The organism is Kitasatospora sp. NPDC058032, from assembly GCF_042885845.1.
GTDB lineage: Bacteria > Actinomycetota > Actinomycetes > Streptomycetales > Streptomycetaceae > Kitasatospora.
Genome location: NZ_JBHVRK010000042.1, coordinates 1 through 19,317, shown reverse-complemented (window position 1 = coordinate 19,317; position 19,317 = coordinate 1). Strand labels below are relative to the sequence as shown.

19 protein-coding genes and 2 pseudogenes are annotated in these 19,317 nt (G+C 72.4%); 14 read left to right on the top strand and 7 right to left on the bottom strand.

Features of this window, described 5'->3' with window-relative positions:
• Positions 1–250: 250 nt before the first annotated feature.
• From ACFVUH_RS35660 to pepN, 3 genes are all read left to right on the top strand, one after another.
• Positions 251–1,948 (top strand): serine/threonine-protein kinase, encoded by a 1,698-nt coding sequence (locus ACFVUH_RS35660; protein ID WP_387917700.1) that lies wholly within the window; start codon positions 251–253, stop codon positions 1,946–1,948.
• 226 nt (positions 1,949–2,174) lie between these two features.
• A complete protein-coding gene (locus tag ACFVUH_RS35655; protein ID WP_380682288.1) occupies positions 2,175–2,660 on the top strand; it encodes a histidine kinase in 486 nt (161 codons plus the stop codon).
• A gap of 83 nt (positions 2,661–2,743) precedes the next feature.
• Complete coding sequence (gene pepN, locus ACFVUH_RS35650; RefSeq protein WP_387917699.1) at positions 2,744–5,236, top strand: aminopeptidase N; 2,493 nt, start codon at positions 2,744–2,746, stop codon at positions 5,234–5,236.
• 221 nt (positions 5,237–5,457) lie between these two features.
• On the opposite strand, the gene ACFVUH_RS35645 is transcribed toward pepN, so the two are convergent.
• A complete protein-coding gene (locus tag ACFVUH_RS35645; RefSeq protein WP_387917697.1) occupies positions 5,458–5,700 on the bottom strand; it encodes a hypothetical protein in 243 nt (80 codons plus the stop codon).
• A gap of 587 nt (positions 5,701–6,287) precedes the next feature.
• On the opposite strand from ACFVUH_RS35645, the gene ACFVUH_RS35640 reads away from it, so the two are divergent.
• Genes ACFVUH_RS35640 through ACFVUH_RS35630 form a run of 3 tightly spaced genes read left to right on the top strand, consistent with a single transcriptional unit; the run spans position 6,288 to position 8,028 of the window.
• Positions 6,288–6,596, top strand: coding sequence for a GNAT family N-acetyltransferase (locus tag ACFVUH_RS35640; protein ID WP_387917696.1), 309 nt, complete (start codon positions 6,288–6,290; stop codon positions 6,594–6,596).
• Positions 6,593–7,042: an OsmC family protein gene (locus tag ACFVUH_RS35635; RefSeq protein ID WP_387917695.1), complete on the top strand. Its 450-nt coding sequence runs from the start codon at positions 6,593–6,595 to the stop codon at positions 7,040–7,042. The genes ACFVUH_RS35640 and ACFVUH_RS35635 overlap by 4 nt, the downstream gene beginning before the upstream one ends.
• Before the next feature lie 23 nt (positions 7,043–7,065).
• Positions 7,066–8,028, top strand: coding sequence for a pirin family protein (locus ACFVUH_RS35630; RefSeq protein ID WP_387917693.1), 963 nt, complete (start codon positions 7,066–7,068; stop codon positions 8,026–8,028).
• 503 nt (positions 8,029–8,531) lie between these two features.
• Here the strand turns inward: ACFVUH_RS35630 and ACFVUH_RS35625 are convergent.
• Positions 8,532–9,254 carry a TetR/AcrR family transcriptional regulator gene (locus ACFVUH_RS35625; protein WP_387917691.1) on the bottom strand — a complete coding sequence of 241 codons (723 nt, stop codon included), beginning with the start codon at positions 9,252–9,254 and terminating at the stop codon, positions 8,532–8,534.
• 67 nt (positions 9,255–9,321) lie between these two features.
• Here ACFVUH_RS35625 and ACFVUH_RS35620 point away from each other — a divergent pair, with 67 nt between their 5' ends.
• On the top strand, positions 9,322–10,290 hold the full coding sequence (locus tag ACFVUH_RS35620; protein ID WP_387917734.1) for a hypothetical protein: 969 nt from the start codon (positions 9,322–9,324) through the stop codon (positions 10,288–10,290).
• Between the two features lie 387 nt (positions 10,291–10,677).
• Here ACFVUH_RS35620 and ACFVUH_RS35615 read toward each other — a convergent pair whose 3' ends face one another.
• A complete protein-coding gene (locus ACFVUH_RS35615; RefSeq protein ID WP_387917690.1) occupies positions 10,678–11,388 on the bottom strand; it encodes a cation transporter in 711 nt (236 codons plus the stop codon).
• Entirely contained in the window at positions 11,388–11,723 is a 336-nt protein-coding gene (locus ACFVUH_RS35610) for an ArsR/SmtB family transcription factor (RefSeq protein WP_387917688.1), read from the bottom strand. The genes ACFVUH_RS35615 and ACFVUH_RS35610 overlap by 1 nt, the downstream gene beginning before the upstream one ends.
• A gap of 154 nt (positions 11,724–11,877) precedes the next feature.
• On the opposite strand from ACFVUH_RS35610, the gene ACFVUH_RS35605 reads away from it, so the two are divergent.
• Positions 11,878–12,687: a sulfite exporter TauE/SafE family protein gene (locus ACFVUH_RS35605; protein WP_387917733.1), complete on the top strand. Its 810-nt coding sequence runs from the start codon at positions 11,878–11,880 to the stop codon at positions 12,685–12,687.
• Positions 12,688–12,775: 88 nt separating this feature from the next.
• On the top strand, positions 12,776–13,549 hold the full coding sequence (locus ACFVUH_RS35600) for a heavy metal-responsive transcriptional regulator (RefSeq protein WP_387917687.1): 774 nt from the start codon (positions 12,776–12,778) through the stop codon (positions 13,547–13,549).
• Positions 13,550–14,027: 478 nt separating this feature from the next.
• Here the strand turns inward: ACFVUH_RS35600 and ACFVUH_RS35595 are convergent.
• Both ACFVUH_RS35595 and ACFVUH_RS35590 read right to left on the bottom strand, forming a co-directional pair.
• Positions 14,028–14,326 (bottom strand): annotated as a pseudogene (locus ACFVUH_RS35595) (NAD(P)/FAD-dependent oxidoreductase); the annotation flags it as partial.
• 8 nt (positions 14,327–14,334) lie between these two features.
• Entirely contained in the window at positions 14,335–14,763 is a 429-nt protein-coding gene (locus ACFVUH_RS35590) for an arsenate reductase ArsC (RefSeq protein WP_355359447.1), read from the bottom strand.
• 158 nt (positions 14,764–14,921) lie between these two features.
• On the opposite strand from ACFVUH_RS35590, the gene ACFVUH_RS35585 reads away from it, so the two are divergent.
• The 5 genes and pseudogenes from ACFVUH_RS35585 (at position 14,922) to ACFVUH_RS35565 (ending at position 17,609) form a co-directional block, all read left to right on the top strand.
• Positions 14,922–15,254 (top strand): ArsR/SmtB family transcription factor, encoded by a 333-nt coding sequence (locus tag ACFVUH_RS35585; protein WP_387917685.1) that lies wholly within the window; start codon positions 14,922–14,924, stop codon positions 15,252–15,254.
• Positions 15,251–16,360 (top strand): ACR3 family arsenite efflux transporter, encoded by a 1,110-nt coding sequence (gene arsB, locus ACFVUH_RS35580; RefSeq protein ID WP_387917683.1) that lies wholly within the window; start codon positions 15,251–15,253, stop codon positions 16,358–16,360. The genes ACFVUH_RS35585 and arsB overlap by 4 nt, the downstream gene beginning before the upstream one ends.
• 155 nt (positions 16,361–16,515) lie before the next feature.
• Positions 16,516–16,785, top strand: a pseudogene (locus ACFVUH_RS35575) (pyridine nucleotide-disulfide oxidoreductase); the annotation flags it as partial.
• A gap of 249 nt (positions 16,786–17,034) precedes the next feature.
• Positions 17,035–17,340 carry a hypothetical protein gene (locus tag ACFVUH_RS35570; RefSeq protein ID WP_387917682.1) on the top strand — a complete coding sequence of 102 codons (306 nt, stop codon included), beginning with the start codon at positions 17,035–17,037 and terminating at the stop codon, positions 17,338–17,340.
• 26 nt (positions 17,341–17,366) lie between these two features.
• Entirely contained in the window at positions 17,367–17,609 is a 243-nt protein-coding gene (locus ACFVUH_RS35565) for a hypothetical protein (RefSeq protein ID WP_387917680.1), read from the top strand.
• Positions 17,610–18,403: 794 nt separating this feature from the next.
• Here the strand turns inward: ACFVUH_RS35565 and ACFVUH_RS35560 are convergent.
• Complete coding sequence (locus tag ACFVUH_RS35560) at positions 18,404–19,051, bottom strand: helix-turn-helix domain-containing protein (RefSeq protein WP_387917678.1); 648 nt, start codon at positions 19,049–19,051, stop codon at positions 18,404–18,406.
• Positions 19,052–19,317 lie beyond the last annotated feature (266 nt).

The window sequence follows — 19,317 nt, the reverse complement described above, 5'->3', positions numbered from 1 at the left end:
CCCCGGTGCCCCTGCGGCCCCTACCCGCCCGCACCCGGCCCGGAACCCCCACCCCCGGATGCCCGGCAGGCGGGAGTCCGACGACGGACCCCGCGCGCCGCCCCGCGGCGTGGGACCGGGGAGGGCGGGCACGCCCTGCCCCCCCTTGCCCGCCGTGACGCCGACTCGGGCGCGGACGGCGCGTCCACGGAGCGCCGGGCCGCCCGGGTGGCCGCCGCCGCTGTCCATGGCGGCCCCTACGATGTCCGGCATGAACACTGGGGCGCCGGAGACGCGGCTCGTCGACAACCGCTTCGAACTGCTGGAACGACTCGGCGGCGGAGGCATGGGCCTGGTCTGGCGCGCCCGCGACACCATGCTGCACCGCGAGGTCGCGCTCAAGGAGGTCCGCCCGCCGGACCCGGCCATGGCCGCGGCCGACCCCGCCGCCGCCCACGAACTGCGCGAGCGCGTGCTGCGCGAGGCCCGGGCGCTCGCCCGCCTCCAGCACCCCAACGTCGCGGTGATCCACCACATCGTCGACACGCCCGGCCACCCCCACCCGTGGCTGGTCATGGAGCTGGCCACCGGCGGCAGTCTCGCCGACCGGATCGCCCGCGGCCCGCTCACCGTCCCCGAGGCCGCCCGGATCGGCCGCGGCGTGCTGGCCGCGCTGCGCGCCGCGCACGCGGCCGGCATCCAGCACCGCGACGTCAAGCCCGCCAATGTGCTGCTGCGCGCCGACGGCACCCCCGTCCTCACCGACTTCGGCATCGCCGCGATGCAGGACGCCACCGCGCTCACCGCCACCGGTGCGCTGATCGGCTCGCCCGAGTACATCGCGCCGGAGCGGATCCGCGGCGAGGAGGGCAACCCGTCCTCCGACCTGTGGTCGCTCGGCATGCTGCTGTACGTCGCGGTCGAGGGCCACCACCCGCTGCGCCGGTCCACCTCGCTGGCCACGCTCGCCGCCGTGCTCGACGAGCCGCTGCCGCCGCCGACCCACTGCGGGCCGCTGGGGCCGGTGCTGGCCGCGCTGCTGGCCCGTGACCCGGCGGTGCGGCCGGACGCCGCGCAGCTCGACCAGGCGCTCGCGGCGGCCGAGACGGGCGCCGGTGCCGGACCGTACCCGGGCCAGTACGCCGGCCCGTCGGGCACGGCGTACCTCCCCGCGCCCGGCGGGGGCGGGACCGCCGACGGGACCGGGACCCAGTACCTCGGCCCGACCGGCCCGGCCGCGATGCCGCCTCCGCCGAGACGCCGCCGGACCGGCGCCGCCGTCACCCTCGCCGTCACCGGGGTCGCCCTGGCGGGTGTGCTCGCCTGGACGCTGCGCCCCGACGGGACCGGCGGCACGGCCGGCACGGACGGCGCCCCGAGCGGGTCGTCGGCCTCCGCCGGTGCGGCCGGCTCCCCGGCGGTCCCGGGGGACACCACCGCGTTCACCGGCCCGGCCGTCCCGCCCTCCCTCACGCCGCCCGCGGCGGGCACCACCTCCGCCACCCCGGCCGCCAAGCCGTCGGCGAACACCTCCAAGGACCTGATGACCCCGGACGGCGTCCGAACCGTCGTCGCGGCGATCACCGGGCAGAGCGGCGGTACGAAGGTCAAGGCGCTCAACGTCTACCCGGGCTACGCCAACGCCCAGGTGCCGACCGCCGACGGTCGTAACTACGACTGGTACGACTACCGGGACGGCAAGGTCACCAAGCGCACCGGCGGGCCGATGGGCAAGGACAAGCCGGTGGACCTCGCGCAGTACGACTGGGACGTCGTCCCCGCCCTGCTGAAGAAGGCCAACGACACCCTCAACGTGAAGGACCCGACCAGCCGCTACCTGGTCATCGACACCTTCCCGGGCGACGGTGTGGCGAGCATCCGGGTCTACCTCTCCGACGAGTACCACAACAGCGGCTACCTGCTGGCGGACACCAAGGGGAACGTGCGCCGCACCTTCGCCGCCGACTGAGCCCGCCACCGCGCCGGCCACCGCGCCGGCCACCGCGCCGGCCACCGCGCCGGCCACCCGACCGGGACGCGTCGGGCGGGGCCGGGACAACCACGGACGGTGCACCAGCACAGGGCGGGCGACCCGGCAGTGGACGATGCTGGACTGGTCCCGTGCCGCGCCGCCGCGCCCCGGCACCGACCGACCGACCGACCCACCGACCGCCGAGCGAGGAGCCGTCGCGACCATGAGCGAGAACCACCACGTCCTGCTGCTCGACTTCACCGACCACGCCGCCTGCCGGGCCGCCTTCGACGAGGCCGCCCACCTGCCGGGCCTGCGCCAGTCCGCGATCGTCGAGCGCCTGGCCGACGGCACCCTGGACTTCCCCGCCAGCCAGGTGCGCGGCGCGGGCGCGCCGACCGTGGGCGCGGGCGTGGTCGGCGGCCTCGCCGGACTGCTCGGCGGCCCGATCGGCGTCCTGCTGGGCTGGGCCGCCGGGACGGTGATCGGCAACGCCGCCGAGACCTGGCGCGACCACGAGGGCGGCGCCGGGCTGATCGTGCTCAGCGAGGAGGTGGACGAGGGGCACAGCATGCTGGTGCTCGACCTCGCGGAGACCTCGCCGGACCCCGCCGACGCGCTGGCCGCCCGCCACGGCAGCACGCCCCGCCGCATCCCGGCCGCCGAACTGGCCGAGCGCGTCAAGGCGGCCCGCCGCGCCGCCGAGTAGCCCGCCGCGCCGCTGAGCACCGCGGTGCGCCCGGAACGGAAAACCAGGTGTCGTTCGCCGCCGGAGGGAGCAACATGCTCGATATGTCTGATACCTCAGTACTCACCCGGGCCGAGGCCGTCGAACGCCACCAGCTGCTCGACGTCCGCACGGTCCACGTCGACCTCGACCTGACCCGCGGTCGGGAGGTGTTCGGCTCGACCACGGTGATCCGCTTCGGCTGCACCGCCCCGGGCGCCGGGACCCATGTGGACGTCAAGCCGTCCGTGCTCCACCGGGTCGTGCTGAACGGTCGTGAGCTCGACGTCGCCGCGCTGCGGGCCGGGCGCTTCCCGCTGACCGGCCTGGCGGCCGAGAACGAACTCACCGTCGAGGCCGACATGGCCTACTCGCACACCGGCGAGGGCATGCACCGTTACACCGACCCCGCCGACGGCGAGGACTACGTCTACACCCAGTCCTTCCTCGACGACGGCCCGCGGGTGTTCGCCTCCTTCGACCAGCCCGACCTCAAGGCGCGGTACACGGTGTCCGTCACCGCGCCGCAGCCGTGGACCGTGGTCGGCAACGGCGTGTCCGACCAGGTCGCGCCCGGCCGCTGGGAGTTCGCGCCCACCCCGCCGATCAGCAGCTACCTGGTCTCCGTGGTGGCCGGCCCGCTGCACTCGGTGCGCGCCGAGCACGACGGGATCCCGCTCGGCCTGCACTGCCGCCGCTCGCTCGCCGCCCACCTGGACGCCGACGCCCCCGAGCTGCTGGAGATCACCCGGCAGGGCTTCGACCACTACCACCGGGCCTTCCGGCACCGCTACCCCTTCGACAGCTACGACCAGTGCTTCGTCCCGGAGTTCAACGCCGGCGCGATGGAGAACCCCGGCTGCGTCACCCTGCGCGACGAGTACGTCTTCCGCTCCGCCGTCGACGACACCAAGCGCGAGGAGCGCGCCCTGGTGGTGATCCACGAGATGGCGCACATGTGGTTCGGCGACCTGGTCACCATGAAGTGGTGGGACGACCTCTGGCTGAACGAGTCCTTCGCCGAGTACATGGCCTACAGCGTCACCGCCGCCTCCACGCGCTTCGGCGCCGCCTGGACCGGCTTCGCCGCCAACCGCAAGACCTGGGGCTACGACGCCGACCAGCGCCCCTCCACCCACCCGGTGGCACCCACCACGGTGGAGGACACCGCCCAGGCGCTGCAGAACTTCGACGGCATCTCCTACGCCAAGGGCGCCGCCGCGCTGCGCCAGCTGGTGGCCTGGCTCGGCGAGGAGACCTTCCTGGCCGGAGTCAACGACCACTTCGACGCGCACGCCTTCGGCAACGCCACCCTCGACGACCTGCTCCGGGCGCTGACGGCGGCCAGCGGCCGCGACGTCCACGGCTGGGCCGACCGCTGGCTGCGCACCACCGGCGTGGACACCCTGCGGGTGGCCGACGGCCGCATCGAGCACACCGGCGCCGACGGAGTCCCGCGCCCGCACCAGCTGACCGTGGGCCACTACCGCCGCACCGCCGACGGCACCCTGGAACTGGCCGACCGGGTGCCGCTCGACCTGTCGGCGGACGGCGCCGTGCCGCAGCCGGTGGCCGCCGCCGAGCTGACCCTGCTCAACGACACCGACCTCAGCTTCGTCAAGATCCGCCTCGATCCCGACTCCTGGCGGACCGTGCGCTCCTCGCTCGGCGCCGTGCCCGAGGAGCTGGCCCGCGCGGTGCTCTGGAGCGCCGCCCGCGACCAGGTGCGCGACGGGGAGCTGGCGCCCGGCGAGTACCTGGAGCTGGTCGCCGACCACCTGCCCGGCGAGACCTCCGTGCACCTGGTGGACGCGGTGCTCTCCTTCGCCCACGGGTTCGTGGTGGACTGCGCGGTGTCGCCGGCCGACCGCCCGGCGGCACTGGCCGGGCTGGCCCGGGTCTGCCGCACCCTGCTGCGGCGCACCGAGGGCGAGCCGGACCGCACCGGTCTGCGCCTGGTGGCCGCGCGCGGCGTGATCGCCACCGCCGCCGACGAGTCGCAGGTCGCCGAACTGCGCGACTGGCTGGCGGCCGGCACGGTGCCCGGCGGGCCGGCACTCGACCCGGACCTGCGCTGGCGGCTGCTGCTGCGACTGTGCGTGCTCGGTGCGGCGGGCGAGCCGGAGATCGCCGCCGAGTTCGCCGCCGACCCCAGCGACACCAGCGAGGAGGGCGCCGCCCGCTGCCGCGCCGCGCTGCCCGACCCGGAGGCCAAGGAGGCCGCCTGGCAGGCGCTGTTCCACGGCGAGCTCTCCAACTACCTGGCCACCGCCACCGCCGACGGCCTGTGGCAGCCCGAGCAGGCCGAGCTGCTGGAGGAGCTGACCGTGCGCTACTTCAAGGAGCTGGGACCGGCGTCCGGCCGCCGCGGACCGGCGCTCGCCCGGGTGCTCACCCGGGCCGGATTCCCCGCCTTCGCCGCGACCGAACGGACGGCGCGGGCGGCCGAGGCCTGCCTGGCCGACCCGGACCTCACGACGGCGACCCGGCGCGGCCTGGTGGACCAGCTGGACACGCTGCGCCGCGCGGTCCGGGCGCGGGCACTGGCCGAGCGGTAGCACCTGGCGGCCGGGGGCGGGCGGCTGGGCGACCCGGGTGGTCGCTCAGCGCCGTCGGCCCCCGTCTGCCGTCTGCCGTCTGCAGCGGGCGGCCGTCGGTGGGGAAGCGGTGGTTTGCGCTGCTAGCATCCGCGCATTCCGAACGAAGATCGAACAGGGCGAGGCACGGTGCAGGAAGACCAGCTACGGAAGCAGGAACAGCCGCAGGAGCAGTCGCACGATCAATCGCAGAACCCGGACGGGAGAGCCACGGCCCGGCGCCGCCGCATCGCCGCCGGCGTCGCGGCAGGGGTGTGCACGCTGGCGCTGGTGGGCGCGGGTGGCTGGGCGATGAGCGGGGCGGACGCCACGCAGCCGTCACCGACGGGCTCGCCGACCGCCCCGCCGACCGTGTCGACGTCCCCGACGGCGGCGGCGCCGGCCCCGTCCGAGACCTCGCCGTCCGAAGCCCCGCCGTCCGACACCCCCTCCGCTCCGGCTGTTCCGGCCGCTCCGGTGATCCCGGATCCGCCGGCCGAGGCCGAGCCGGCGGCCCCGCCGGCCGCCGAGCCGACGCCCGTCCGACCCGCCTCGCGCCCGACCGCCCCACCGGCTCAGCCGGCCCCGGCGTCCCCGCGCCCGACCGCCCCTCCGAAGGCGGCCCCGACCGCACCCCCCGCGGCGCCCGCGCCCCCCGCACCCCCCGCGGCGCCCGCGCCCCCGCCGGTCGAGCCGCCTGCCGCCCCGCCGGTCGCCTCGCCTGCGGCCCCCAAGCCGGCGCCCAAGCCGACCGCCGACCCGCCCGAGGGCCCCGGCCCGGGGGAGTGGACCGTACCGCCACGCCCGGTACCCACCTTGCCGACTCGCCCGGCCTCCTGCCCGCCCGGCCAGATCGCCTCCTGGGACGGCTGCCACCCCCTGCCCCCGCCGATCACACTCTCCTGACGTCCCCTCCCGACGTCCCCCTCGGGCTTCCCCCGACCGCCCGGTTCGCGCCGGGCGGCCTTGATCGCCCTTTAGTTGAATGCTAAATTACTTCTGACGCCAAGCTCCGAAGCCGTAGGAGGCCGCGATGACGACGACCACCGTCACCGACAACCCCGAGAAGTCCCGCTACGAGATCACCTCCGACGGCGAACTCGCCGGCTTCGCCGAGTATCACCGGCACGCGGGCGAGATCGCCTTCATCCACACCGAGATCGACCCGCGTTTCGGCGGTCAGGGCCTCGGCGGCATCCTCGCCCGCGCCGCGCTCGACGACGCCCGCGCCAACGACCTCGCGGTTCTCCCGTACTGCCCGTTCATCCGCGGCTGGCTGACCAAGCACCCGGAGTACCACGACCTCGTCCCGGCCGCCCAGCACGAGCGGTTCGGCCTGTGACCGCCGTGGCCACCGGGGGAGTCCCGGACACCGAGACCGGCTTCGTCCGCGCCGCGGCCGCCGTCGCCACCAGCACCACCGACGACTACCGCGTCGACATCCGCTCCGGCCGCCACAGGCTGACCGCCGACGAGCCCGAGTCGGCCGGCGGCGCCGACACCGCCACCACCCCGGTCGGCCTGCTGCTCTCCGCGCTCGGCTCCTGCACCGCGATCACCCTGCGGATGTACGCCCAGCGCAAGCAGTGGCCGCTGACCACCGTGCGCGTCCACCTCGGCTACGAGAAGGGCCCGGAGAAGGCCGTCCGCATCACCCGGCGGATCGACCTCGTCGGCGACCTCGACGACGCCCAGCGCGCCCGCCTGCTCGACATCGCCGAACGGACCCCGGTCACCCGCGCCGTCTCCGCCGGCACCCCCATCGTCCCGGCCGCCCCGCGCGGCTAGCCCTCCGGAAAACGAGGCCCACCATGGCTGAACCCGACCTCGCCACCCCGACCGTGCGCGGCGGCCGCGCCGACACCCCGGGCGGCCCCGTCCACGAACTCCTGGCCCCGCGCGAGACGGCCCTCGGCGGCAGCACCGTCGTGCGCCGTCTCCTGCCGAACCTGGGTCGGCGGATGGTGGGGGCGTGGTGCTTCGTGGACCACTACGGTCCGGACGACATCGCGGACGAGCCGGGCATGCAGGTGCCCCCGCACCCGCACATGGGCCTGCAGACGGTCAGCTGGCTGCACGCCGGCGAGGTCCTGCACCGCGACAGCCTCGGCAGCCTGCAGACCGTGCGCCCGCGCGAGCTGGGCCTGATGACCTCCGGGCGGGCGATCTCCCACTCCGAGGAGTCCCCCCGCCCGCACGCCCGCTTCCTGCACGGCGCCCAGCTCTGGGTCGCCCTGCCCGACGCCCACCGCCACCGCGAACCCGCCTTCGAACACCACCCCGACCTGCCCACCGTCACCGCCCCGGGCCTGTCCGCCACCGTCATCCTCGGCACCCTCGACGGCGCCACCTCCCCGGGCACCACCCACACCCCCCTCGTCGGCGCCGACCTCACCCTCACCGCCGGCACCGACCTGCGCCTGCCGCTGGACCCCGACTTCGAGTACGCCGTCCTCACCATGTCCGGCACCCTCGACGTCGACACCGTCCCCCTCGACCCCGGCGCCATGCTCTACCTCGGCACCGGCCGCCGCACCCTCCCCCTCCATGCCACCACCGACGCCACTTTCCTCCTCCTCGGCGGCGAACCCTTCGCCGAAAAACTCGTCATGTGGTGGAACTTCATCGGCCGCACCGGCGACGAGATCACCCAGGCCCGCACCGACTGGGAGCAGGGCACCCGCTTCGGCGAGGTCCACGGCTACGACGGCGCCCGCCTCCACGCCCCCGAACTCCCCGCCCTCCCGCTGAAGGCGCGCGGACGGGTGCGCTGACCTGCGGAGACGCGGCGCATATGACGTTCGGTGCTCTACCGCTGGTCGGCTACTTCAGGCGGCTGGAGCCGTTGGCGCAAGGTACCGGTCCGTCGATTCCCGACTCAAGGAGCGCGCGGAATCAGCGCTGCCCTGATTCTCACGTGTCACTGTCTGCCGCAGGGTTTGACCAGCTTAATGCTGACCCTTTGCTGACTCTTCTGATGGTGAGTCAGGTCTCTCGGTGCGACGCCGCCACCGCTCCCGGCTCGTGCATGTCGCGTTCCCTAGGGCTAGCAGAGGCGCGGTGCCGCTAGTGTCCTGGGCCAGGAATTCGTTCAAGAATCTGTCCCCGACCAGCTCCCCGTCAACATGCAGACCGACCTCGACGCCCTGTCGGCCCGCTGCCGGAAGTACTGAGCCAGGTTTTCGGCGGTCATCGTGCAGGGTGGCTCTGTCCGAGATGGACAGCACATGTTCAAGGGTTTGGGAGGCAGTCGGCGCCGAGGAGCGAGTCGAACTGTTCACGGGTATTCGACAGCGCCTTTGTCAGCGGGACTGCGTTTCGGGGGCTCTTGCTGAGGGAGCTGTGGCTCCTGCGACGTCCGTTCGTCACCTGCGTCATGTCCGGGGCAGAGCAGGTTGAATGCCTGGAGGGCCGCCGAGGCGACGGCATCGCGGGCGCGTGCGGGCGGTTCGCCGGACATGATGCGTCGTCGGAGCTCGCGTAGAGCGGCGCGGTGCGTTCCGGCGACGGCGCCCGCGAGGAGCAGGGGCAACGCGTAGCCGGCATCGCCGGGTGTGTCTGCGGCGTTCGGCGGATGTTCGGTCAGAGCGGTCGCCAGAGCGGCCTCGATGCGTTCGCCGATCTCGCGTTCGCGGGCGCGTAGGGCCGGGCTGTCCTGGATGACCTGCCAGAACGGGGGCGCTCCGGGCTGGAGCCCGAGCATGGGGTGGTCCTGCCGTAGGGCGGAGAGCAGGTCGTCGCGGACGGCTTCGATGGGGCAGGTGCCCGGGGTTCGGTCGCGTACCAGGGTGGCGAGGTGGTTCTCGACCTCGGCCTGGCGGTCGAAGAACAGGTCTTCCTTGGCGGGGAAGTAGTTGAACACGGTGTTGGTGGAGACGCCCGCGTGCCGTGCCACCTCGGCGACCGTGACCTGGTCGAAGCCGTGTTCCAGGAAGAGGGGCAGAGCCGCGTCGGCGATCGCCGTGCGGGTCTGCTGTTTCTTGATCTCTCGAAGGCCCATGCCCACATGATAGTGTCACCACAAATTTGGTGTGACACCATGAATTTTTGGGGGCGACGGCGTGACCATGACCTTCGGCATCTATCCCGGCGGCATCCTGGGTGACGACCAGGGCATCATCCATCCGGTCCGACCGGACGAGCCGGACCACATCAACGAGGCCCTCGACGAACTCCAGGGCAACGCGGCCACGCTGGCGGTGCGCGCCTACCGCTCGTTCGCCGCCACCGTGACACCGCCGCAGCCCACACCCACCGATCCGCACGCCTACCTCCAGCGCGGGCGCACCCTGGACCTCGTGCTGCAGTTCCGCGAGCCGTCCGGTGTGCTGGACGGCTGGCCGGAGTTCGTCCGCCAGGCCGTCCGGGCCGGCGGACGCAAGCTGACGTCCGTCCAGATCTGCGAGGAGCCCAACCTCGACCTCCCCTCCGTCGACGGCAGCACCCCCAACGTCCTGAACGCGCTCGTCCAAGGTGTCATCGCCGCCAAGCAGGAGGCCCGCTCCCTCGGCCACCGCGTGGCCGTCGGCTTCAACGCCGCGCCGACCTTCGACCCGTCCGACACCTTCTGGTCCAACCTCGGCGCCCTGGCCGACGCGCGCTTCCGGCAGAGCCTGGACTACGTCGGCCTGGACTTCTTCCCGGACGTGTTCCACCCCATTCCCGAGGACCAACTGGCAGACGCGGTCACCGCGGTCCTCACGGCGTTCCGCGGCACCAGCCTGCCGCAGGCCGGCATCCCCGGCACCGTCCCGATCCGCATCTGCGAGAACGGCTGGCCCACCGGCCCAGGCCGCACCGAACAGCGACAGGCCGCCTTCCTCGACACCATCATCCGGACCGTCGTCGCCCACGCCCCCGACCTGAACATCGACGGCTACTCGCTCTTCGCCCTGCGGGACGCCGACAGCAACGCCGAAGGGCTCTTCCACCACTTCGGCCTGCTGCGCGACGACTACACCCCCAAGCCGGCCTTCGCGACCTACCAGCAACTCATCAAAGAACTGGACAACCCGCCGGTCACCTCAGCTCCGTGACGTCACGGCTGCCAGGAGTCGCGGTGCTGTCAATTCTGGGGTTCGGGTGAACAGTGACTGGGCCCGGCAAGCAGTAGCGGCGGCGCTGACACGGCGGCCCGACCCTGGTGCCGGCCTCGCTCTACAACCAGGACAACCCGGACCGGTCTCGCCACAAACCCTGTTCTCGGGTCAACCCCCGAAGGACTTCGAGCGTTGACCGCTAAGTGTACTGACCACCGAGGCCCGGACTGCCCTCGGCTTCGACGGGATCTTCACCGGGCTCTACCTGGAGCAACGCCCGCACCTCCGTATGCCCGTGTCCCTTCGAAGGGACACGGGCATATGGGCTTGTCGATCCCTGCCTAGCGCGGTCAGTTGTGGCTCGCGATCCGGGGCACCGACGGTTCAGTTGCAGCAGTCGCAGCCCGGCCGGCACCCGCAGGAATCGGCGCTCCGGCTCGAAGTCACGGCGGTTCCGGCTGTGGGCGCGCAGCAGCCCTTGCCTTGCCAGGCGTCGCGGCCTTCCTTGACGGCGATGGCGGCGATGACGAGGGCGGCGATGGGGTCGGCCCAGGACCAGCCGAGGGTGGCGTTGAGGAGCAGGCCGACGAGCAGGACGGCGGAGAGGTAGGTGCAGAGCAGGGTCTGCTTGGAGTCGGCGACGGCGCTGGCGGAGCCGAGTTCGCGGCCGGCCTTGCGCTGGGCGGCGGACAGGAACGGCATGATCGCCAGGGAGAGGGCGGCCAGAACGATGCCGGGGAGGGAGCGTTCGGCCTCACCGGTGCCGCTCAGCGCCCGGATCGAGTCGGCGGTGACGTAGGCGGCGAGTGCGAAGAACGAGACGGAGATGATCCGCAGGGTGGTCTTCTCGCGCGACTCGCGCACGGCGTGGTCGCGGGCGGAGAACTGCCAGGCGACTGCGGCGGCGGAGGAGACCTCGATGATGGAGTCGAGGCCGAAGCCCACCAGAGCGGTGGAGGAGGCGACGGTACCGGCCGTAAGAGCGACGACCGCCTCGACCGCGTTGTAGGTGATTGTGGCGGCGACCAGCAGGCGTATGCGCCTGGTGAGCGCGTCGCGGCGGGCCGGGGTCGGGCCAAGGGAGATGGCGCTCATCAGCAGCACCCCTTCTCGGCGGCGTCCAAGCAGGTGCGGTCCGTCTCCACGGCGAGGACCGCGGTCCGCAGGTCGTCCAGTGCGTGGCCGAGACGGGGGTCGGCGAGTTCGTAACGGGTGCGGCGGCCGTCCGGCACGGTGACGACGAGGCCGCAGTCACGGAGACACGCCAGGTGGTTGGACAGCCGGGTCCGGGAGACGCCGAGGGATTCGGCCAGTTCGGAGGGGTAGGCGGGGGCGGCGCGCAGGGCGAGCAGGACGCGGCAGCGGATCGGGTCGGCGAGCGCACGGCCGAACCGGGCCAGCACCTCGACCTCGGAGGCAAGGGTCAGCACGTCGAAGACGATACAGGTAATTCTGAATTCAGGAAATCCTGTCGCTTTCCGATGTGTGCAGCCCGCGACGGGAGACGCCCGCCGACCTGGCGGACGACCGGGATTCAGCCGTAGCGCGCAGGGGCCGGGACCCACGAGGATGCCTGCCGTGACCATGGAGAAGGGCCTGGCTCCCATACGATCGAAGCATCGGGCAGCCCTGGTGTTCGGGGCGGGCGCGGCGATCGGGATCCTGGGCGGGATGATCGGACTCGGCGGCGCGGAGTTCCGTCTGCCGCTGCTGATAGGTCTGTTCGGGTTCGCCGCGCTCTCCGCGGTCATCCTGAACAAGGCGATGAGTCTGGTCGTCGTCCTCATCGCCCTGCCCGCCCGCCTGGCGGCGGTCTCCGCCTCCGACGTGGCCGCGCACTGGCCCGCCGCGGTCAATCTGCTCGCCGGAAGCCTGCTCGGTGCCTGGGCCGGAGCGACCTGGGCCGTACGGATGCGCAGCTCCACCCTCTACAAGGTGCTGGCCGCCCTGATGGTGCTCATGGCGGCCGCCCTGCTCGCCACGCACACCGCCACCCTGGGAACGCTCGCACTCCCGCTGTGGGCCCAGGTGCCGATCGGGGTGGTGGCCGGATTCGGCATCGGCGTGGTCGCGGCCGTCATGGGCGTCGCCGGGGGCGAGTTGCTGATCCCGACGATCGTGCTGCTGTTCGCGGTCGACATCAGGACGGCGGGCAGCCTCTCCCTGCTGGTGTCGCTGCCGACGATGCTCGTGGCCTTCGCCCGGTACAGCCGTGACGGAAGCTTCGCGGTGCTGGGCGCCAACCGTCGCTTCACGCTGGTCATGATCGCGGGCTCGATCACCGGCGCGGTGGTGGGCGGGCTGCTGCTCGGGGTGTTCCCGGACCGGGTGCTGATCCCGGCGCTGGCGGTGATCCTGCTGGTGTCCGCGGTCAAGCTCGCCCGGCACGACTGACGGCGCCACGAGACCGGGGTGGGGCCGCGCCTTGGGTGCGGGCCGGTGCTTGACCTTCGAGTCGGGTCGAAGGTCTACCGTCGGCGGTGTGACGACGTACCGCATCTCGCAGTTGGCCGAGCGCTCCGGCGTGCCGGCCACGACGCTGCGCTTCTACGAGGATGCCGGGCTGCTGTCCGCCGACCGCACGCCGTCCGGGTACCGGGTGTACGGCGAGGACGCGGTGGAGCGCCTGGCCTTCATCTCCTCGGCCAAGCTGCTGGGCCTGGCCCTGGAGGAGATCCGCGAGCTGCTGGACCTCCGGGAGGAGGGGGTGTGCGCCTCGGTCCGGGCGAGGATGCTGCCGCTGGTCGCCCGGCGGATCACGGTGACCGACAGCCGGATCGCCGAGCTGCGTGCGTTTTCCGCTCACTTGGTCGGTGTCCACGCCGAGTTGGCGGGCCCGACGCCCGCCGGGGCGTGCGGTCCGGACTGCGGCTGCACGACCACCGGCACGCCGGCGGCCGGACCCGTGCCGGTGACGCTGTCGCCGACCCGCCCGGACCGGGAAGGCGAGCCATGGCGGGACGTCCCGGTGGCCTGCACGCTGAGCGGCGCCGAGCTGGGGGAGCGCACCGAGCAGTGGCGACGGCTGGTCGGCCGGGCCGAGCGGCGCGGGGGGATCGCCGACGGCCTGCGCCTCTCCTTCCCCGCCGACCCTGAACTCGTCGGTGAGATCACGGCCCTTGCCACGGCGGAACAGGGATGCTGCGCGTTCCTCGACTTCACCCTGCACCTGACCCCGACCGCTCTCCAGCTCGATGTGCGGGCCCCTGAGTCCGCCGCCGGGATGCTGGCCGACCTCTTCGGAGCAACCCCGTGACCTCCTCCGCTCCCCGGCCGTCCCGGCTCTGGGCCACGCTCGGCGCAGGCGCGGCCGTGACAGCGGCCTGCGCGGTGTGCTGCGCGGGTCCGGTCCTGGCCGTCCTCGGCGGCATCGGCGTGACCTTCGCGGTCGGCGCGCTGTGGATGCCCGTTCCTGGCGGCCGGTGCATCCCATCGTCCGTCGCAGCGCCGGTCGGCTTGGCGCTCGTTCGCGCTCCGGAGGGTGGCGAGGTGGCGTTCGGCTTCGAGGGCGGCCGGGCAGCCGCCGGCCGCCGCCGTGACCGCCTGCCGATAGCTGGGATCGGCCACGTCCCCGGCGGCGAACACCCCCGGTCTTGACGGTGCCGGCCAGGTCGGCGGCGGGAATGTCGTCGCTGACGAGTTCGGCGCCGAAGCGGTACGCCTGCGCCCGCAGGTCGTCGGAGAGTTCCGGGCCGGGCACACCGACGGGAAAGCCGGGGAAGTCCGAGGAGCTAGATGTCGCCGGTGAGGTCGACCGACAGGATGTCGTCGTCGACCATCGCGGTGCCGAACCGCTCGGCCGGGCCCGCATGTTGGCCATCAGCTCCGGGCCGTCGATGCCGTTGGGAGAGCCGGGGAAGTTCTCGACCTCGGTCGTGGTGGTGAGCGAGCCGCTGACGAAGATGGAGCTGCCGAACAGCAGCGGCTTGAGCTGGGCACGGGCGGTTCAGAGGGCGGCGCTGTAGCCGACGGGGCCGGAGCCGATGATGACGACCTCCCGCACCTCGGTGGCGGCGTCCTGGTTCGTACTCATGTAGGTGATCAGCTCTCCGTCTGCTGCTTGGCGTCGATCTCGGCGATGAGGCCTTCGATGAGGCCCTTGATCTCGTCGCGGATGGGGCGCACGGCCTCGACGCCCTGGCCGGCGGGGTCCTCCAGCTTCCAGTCGAGGTACTTCTTGCCGGGGAAGTAGGGGCAGGCGTCGCCGCAGCCCATGGTGATCACGTAGTCGGACGCCTGAACGGCCTCGGTGGTGAGCACCTTCGGCTTCTGGTCCGAGATGTCGATGCCCAGTTCGGCCATCGCGGCCACGGCCGAGGGGTTGATCCGGTCGCCCGGGATCGAGCCGGCCGAGCGGACCTCGACGCGGTCGCCGGCGAGGTGGCGCAGGAAGCCCGCGGCCATCTGCGAGCGGCCGGCGTTGTGCACGCAGACGAACAGGACGGACGCGGCAGGGGAGGGGGTCGTCATCTCGCTCTTCCTCAGGACGGGGTTGCTGCGCAGTGCGGCCGATCGGCTCGGCCGGCTTTCGGACGCGGCCCGCGGCATCGGCGGCGCGGGCCCGGTGCAGTGCTGTTCTGCGGTGGCGGGCTTGGCTCTTCCGCCGACGTCGGCTAACGTATCATCGCATGGTGATGTCAGTCGACAGTGATGCAAAAGACGCGGTGGACGTGCTCAAGGCCGTCGCCGACCCGCTGAGGATGCGGATCCTCACGCTGCTCGCCCGCGAGGCCCTGTGCACCACGCACCTGGTCGAGGAGACCGGCGCCCGGCAGACCAACCTGTCCAACCACCTCAAGATCCTGCGTGAGGCCGGACTGGTCGACACCGAGCCCTGCGGCCGCTTCACCTACTACAAGCTCCGCCCCGACGTCCTGGACAGCCTCGCCGGCTTCCTCGGCGACCTCGCCTCCACCGCCCGTGCCACCGCGTGCGCCGACACGAAAAGGTCCTGCCCGTGACCGCCACCAAGACCGACGCCCCTCCGGACTCCCCTGGGGCCGGGCTGGTCGGCAAGCTCTCCTTCCTGGACCGGTTCCTCGCGATGTGGATCCTGATCGCCATGGGCCTGGGCATCGGCCTGGGCCGGCTGATCCCGGGCCTGAACGACGTCCTCGCGAAGGTCGAGGTCGGGGGAGTGTCCCTGCCGATCGCCGGCGGCCTGCTGATCATGATGTACCCGGTGCTCGCGAAGGTCCGCTACGACCGGCTGCACACCGTCACCGGCGACCGGAAGTTGATGGCGTCCTCGCTGGTGATCAACTGGCTGGTCGGTCCGGCGGTGATGTTCGCGTTGGCGTGGGTCTTCCTGCCCGACCTGCCCGAGTACCGCACCGGCCTGATCATCGTCGGCCTGGCCCGCTGCATCGCCATGGTGATCATCTGGAACGACCTCGCCTGCGGCGACCGCGAGGCCGCCGCCGTCCTGGTCGCCCTCAACTCGGTGTTCCAGGTCGTCGCGTTCGGCCTGCTCGGCTGGTTCTACCTCGACATCCTGCCCGGCTGGCTGGGCCTTGCCCAGGACGACCTGCACTTCTCGGTCGGCAAGATCGTCGTCAACGTGCTGATCTTCCTCGGCATCCCGCTGCTCGCCGGCTTCCGCACCCGCCGCCTCGGCGAGCAGAAGATGGGCCGCGAGGCCTACGAGCGGACCTTCCTGCCGAGGATCGGCCCGTGGGCGCTGTACGGGCTGCTGTTCACGATCGTGATCCTCTTCGCCCTCCAGGGGAAGACCATCACCGACCAGCCCGGCGACGTCGCCCGCATCGCCCTGCCGCTGCTGGTCTACTTCGCCGTGATGTGGTTCGGCACCTTCGCCCTCGGCAAGGCGCTGGGTATGGCCTACGACCGCACCGCCACCCTGGCGTTCACGGCCGCGGGCAACAACTTCGAACTCGCCATCGCCGTCGCCATCGCCACCTTCGGCGTCACCTCCGGCCAGGCCCTGTCCGGCGTCGTCGGCCCCCTCATCGAGGTCCCGGTCCTCATCGGCCTCGTCTACGTCTCCCTCGCCTGGCGGCGCAAGTTCACCACCCGGGTCACCCCGGCCGTGGAGTCCTCCCGGTGACCCACCTCGACCGCACACACGCGGGTACCCCCGCGCCCGCTGCCGGTGCCTGCCGGCAGCAGGGCGCGGGCGTACCCACAGCACCGCGCAACGGCTGCCCGCCGGTCGCAGGGGCGGACCAGTGACCGGCCCCGAACGGCGCGTCCAGGGCGGCCGGACCGCGCTTCGCCGACGCTACCGTGTGGCCCGCAGACGCCGTCATCTGGTGCACCGGCTTCCGGCCCGCCCTCCACCACCTCGCCCCGCTCCGCCTGCGCACGGGTGCGCGCGGCCGTATCGACACCATCGGTACCCGGGCCGCCACCGACCCGCGCGTGCACCTGCTCGGCTACGGCGACTGGACCGGACCGGCGTCCGCCACCCTCATCGGCGTCGGCCGCACGGCCCGGGACGCCACCCGGCAGATCGGCGACCTTCTGCGCTGACGGCCGCGAGCGAAAAACCGGCGCGCGAAGGACCGGCCGGCCCGTCCAATGAACCCTTGTGACCGAACAGCCCATCTCAGCCCTGCACCGGTTCATCGAACACGACGACCCGAGCAGTCTCACACTCGTCGTGGACACACCCCAGGGGCCGCACCTGCGCTGCATACCTCCGGCGCTGCCGCTGCCGTCCCACATCGACCCAGGCCCCGGCGCGGAGGCCGCAGCTCATCACGCCGCAGCCACCTGGGAATGCCCGACTTCGTCTTCCAGCAGGCCGCGCACGCGACCAAGGGCTCGGGCCGACGAGAACCGGGTGACCGGCTGCTCCTGTCCGGGCGGCGCGGCGCGGTCGTGCAGGTCAAAGCCCGCACCATCACCCCCAAGCCGGACGCCCAGGAGAGGGGATCCAGAAGGTCGCCCACCACCCGCATCGGCACGCAATGTAGGTGCAGGATCACGATCGGCGAGCCGGCTCGTGATTGCACAGAACCGGGGCGCTCCGCACACGATGAGCGGCTTCAACGCCTCAATGTGCCACCGGCCCGAACCGGTTGACGAGGCACACGCTGCGAGGCGCCTGGATGCCGGGTTCGCCGATACCGCAGCCGCAGTGCGCGCGACCACCGCAGGGCTCTCCCTGCGCGCTCGGCGAACGTGCCGACGTCGCGCACTCCGCGATCGCCCGCATCCTCGGCGGCGAGGTCCTGACCGACATCGGCCCCCTCGCCCGTCTGGAGGACGCACTCGACCACCAGCTGTGGCCCGGCCGCAAAGCCCTACGCGACGCGGCCGCGCGGCACGGACGCAGTACCACCCGGCAGTAGCCCCGAAAGCCACCCCCCGAACCGGAGCGGCAAGAAGAGGCGACGCTCTGAAGGCGGCACGCCGGGATCCCGGACCGAAAGGCAGTGAAGGCGAGCCGGCGTCTGCGGAGCCGGACTCCGGTGGCCACCCGGTACCTCCCGCTTCGAGGGCGATGGGGCCGTCGGGAATCCGACCGCCGACGTAGCCCTCTATCAGCACGCCGAGATCCCGGGGGAAGAGCGGTACCGCGGCGGTGCCCGATGCGGCGATCGACCACCAGCGCGTCGACGGCAGGCACGTCACGGCATCGCGCGGCACGTCCAGCTTCAGGAGGATCAGGAGGAGCTCCTCCCGCATGACCTTGCCGACGGCCGACGACTCCGTACCGAAACGCCCGGTCGCCGGATACCTGCGCGCAACTCCGGCCGGTAGGTTCTCCGCCTGCCACCGCTTCAGAAGCGACCGGAAGGTATCCGCAGCGGGCACCTCCACACGCCTCGGCTGCCAGGGCTCACCGTCGCCGGCGTGTTGCAGAAGAACGCACCCGTCGCGGGACAGCAAGACGATCAGGACAGTACGCCGCAGACGCGGCCGGAAGACCTCCATGACACCACAGTCGGCCCGGCAACCCGTCAGATCGCGTGGTGGTCCGCCCTGCGGGCGAAGAGTTGCACAACCGTCAACTTGCTCAGAGGTTGCGCAGGTAGGTGCGATGGGGCACCTCGGGAGATGACGAGGCGCAGGGCGTGATGATCACGGGGTTGCGACGCCCTGTGATCACCGGGAGACCTGCTTCTGTGCCGTGTCTTGGAACTCAGGCAGTGCACAAAGTCGCGGCGGGGCGCCGACCAGCGGTGAACGCGGCCGGTGGGACACCCATGAAGTGGCGGAACTCGGCCGTCATGTGGGACTGGTCGTAGTAGCCGGCCGTCGCGGCGATGTCCGCCCATCGGCCCGCATCGGCCGCGAGCACGGTGCGAACGCGGTCAATGCGTGCGAAGTGCTTGGGGGACAAGCCGGTGGCGTCGGTGAACAGGGCGTGCAGGCGGCGCTCACTGATGTGCAACCGGGCCGCGGTCGCGGTGACAGTGGTGGCGACCAGTAGACGCGCCGCCTCTTCGAGCCGCTCCGACGGCTCCGGGCGGTCGGCCAATGCTTCTTCGAGAGCGGTGACCGGGTCGGCGGCGAGCCGGTCGATGTCCAGGCCCGGTAGTTCGCCGAGCGGAAGGGCACCGTCGGCGAGACCGTTCAGCGAACGTCCGAGCAGGGCCTGGGCGCGCCCCGGCCGCATGCGAACCCGCACGCACGAGTGGCCGGGCGCGGCGACGTGATAGGCGGCCCGGGTGCGGGGGCCCATGACGACCAGCTCGCGCTTGTCGGTGCGCACGAGAAGTGTGGTGGCGTGGTCGGGCACATCGACCGCCGCCGACCCGGCCGCCGTAGCGACATCGATCCCGGCCACCCACCGCAGAAGGGTGGGCGGCACGACGAGAGAACTCACGCGGCCCACGATAGTGCTGATTTCGTCGGGTCATATGAGAGCCACGGCTCCGCCAGGATTGAGGGCCAGCGTTGGGGGGTCCGTGGCGGCGATGTACTCGCCCGTACCCGGTGATCTCCGGCGAGTTCGGGAGCCACTGATTCCCAATGAGGTTGTCAAGTAGCGTTGGTGACGCACTGTGGTCGGATCACGTCGCTGCGGTGTTTGCGCGGACAGTAGCGGTCTCG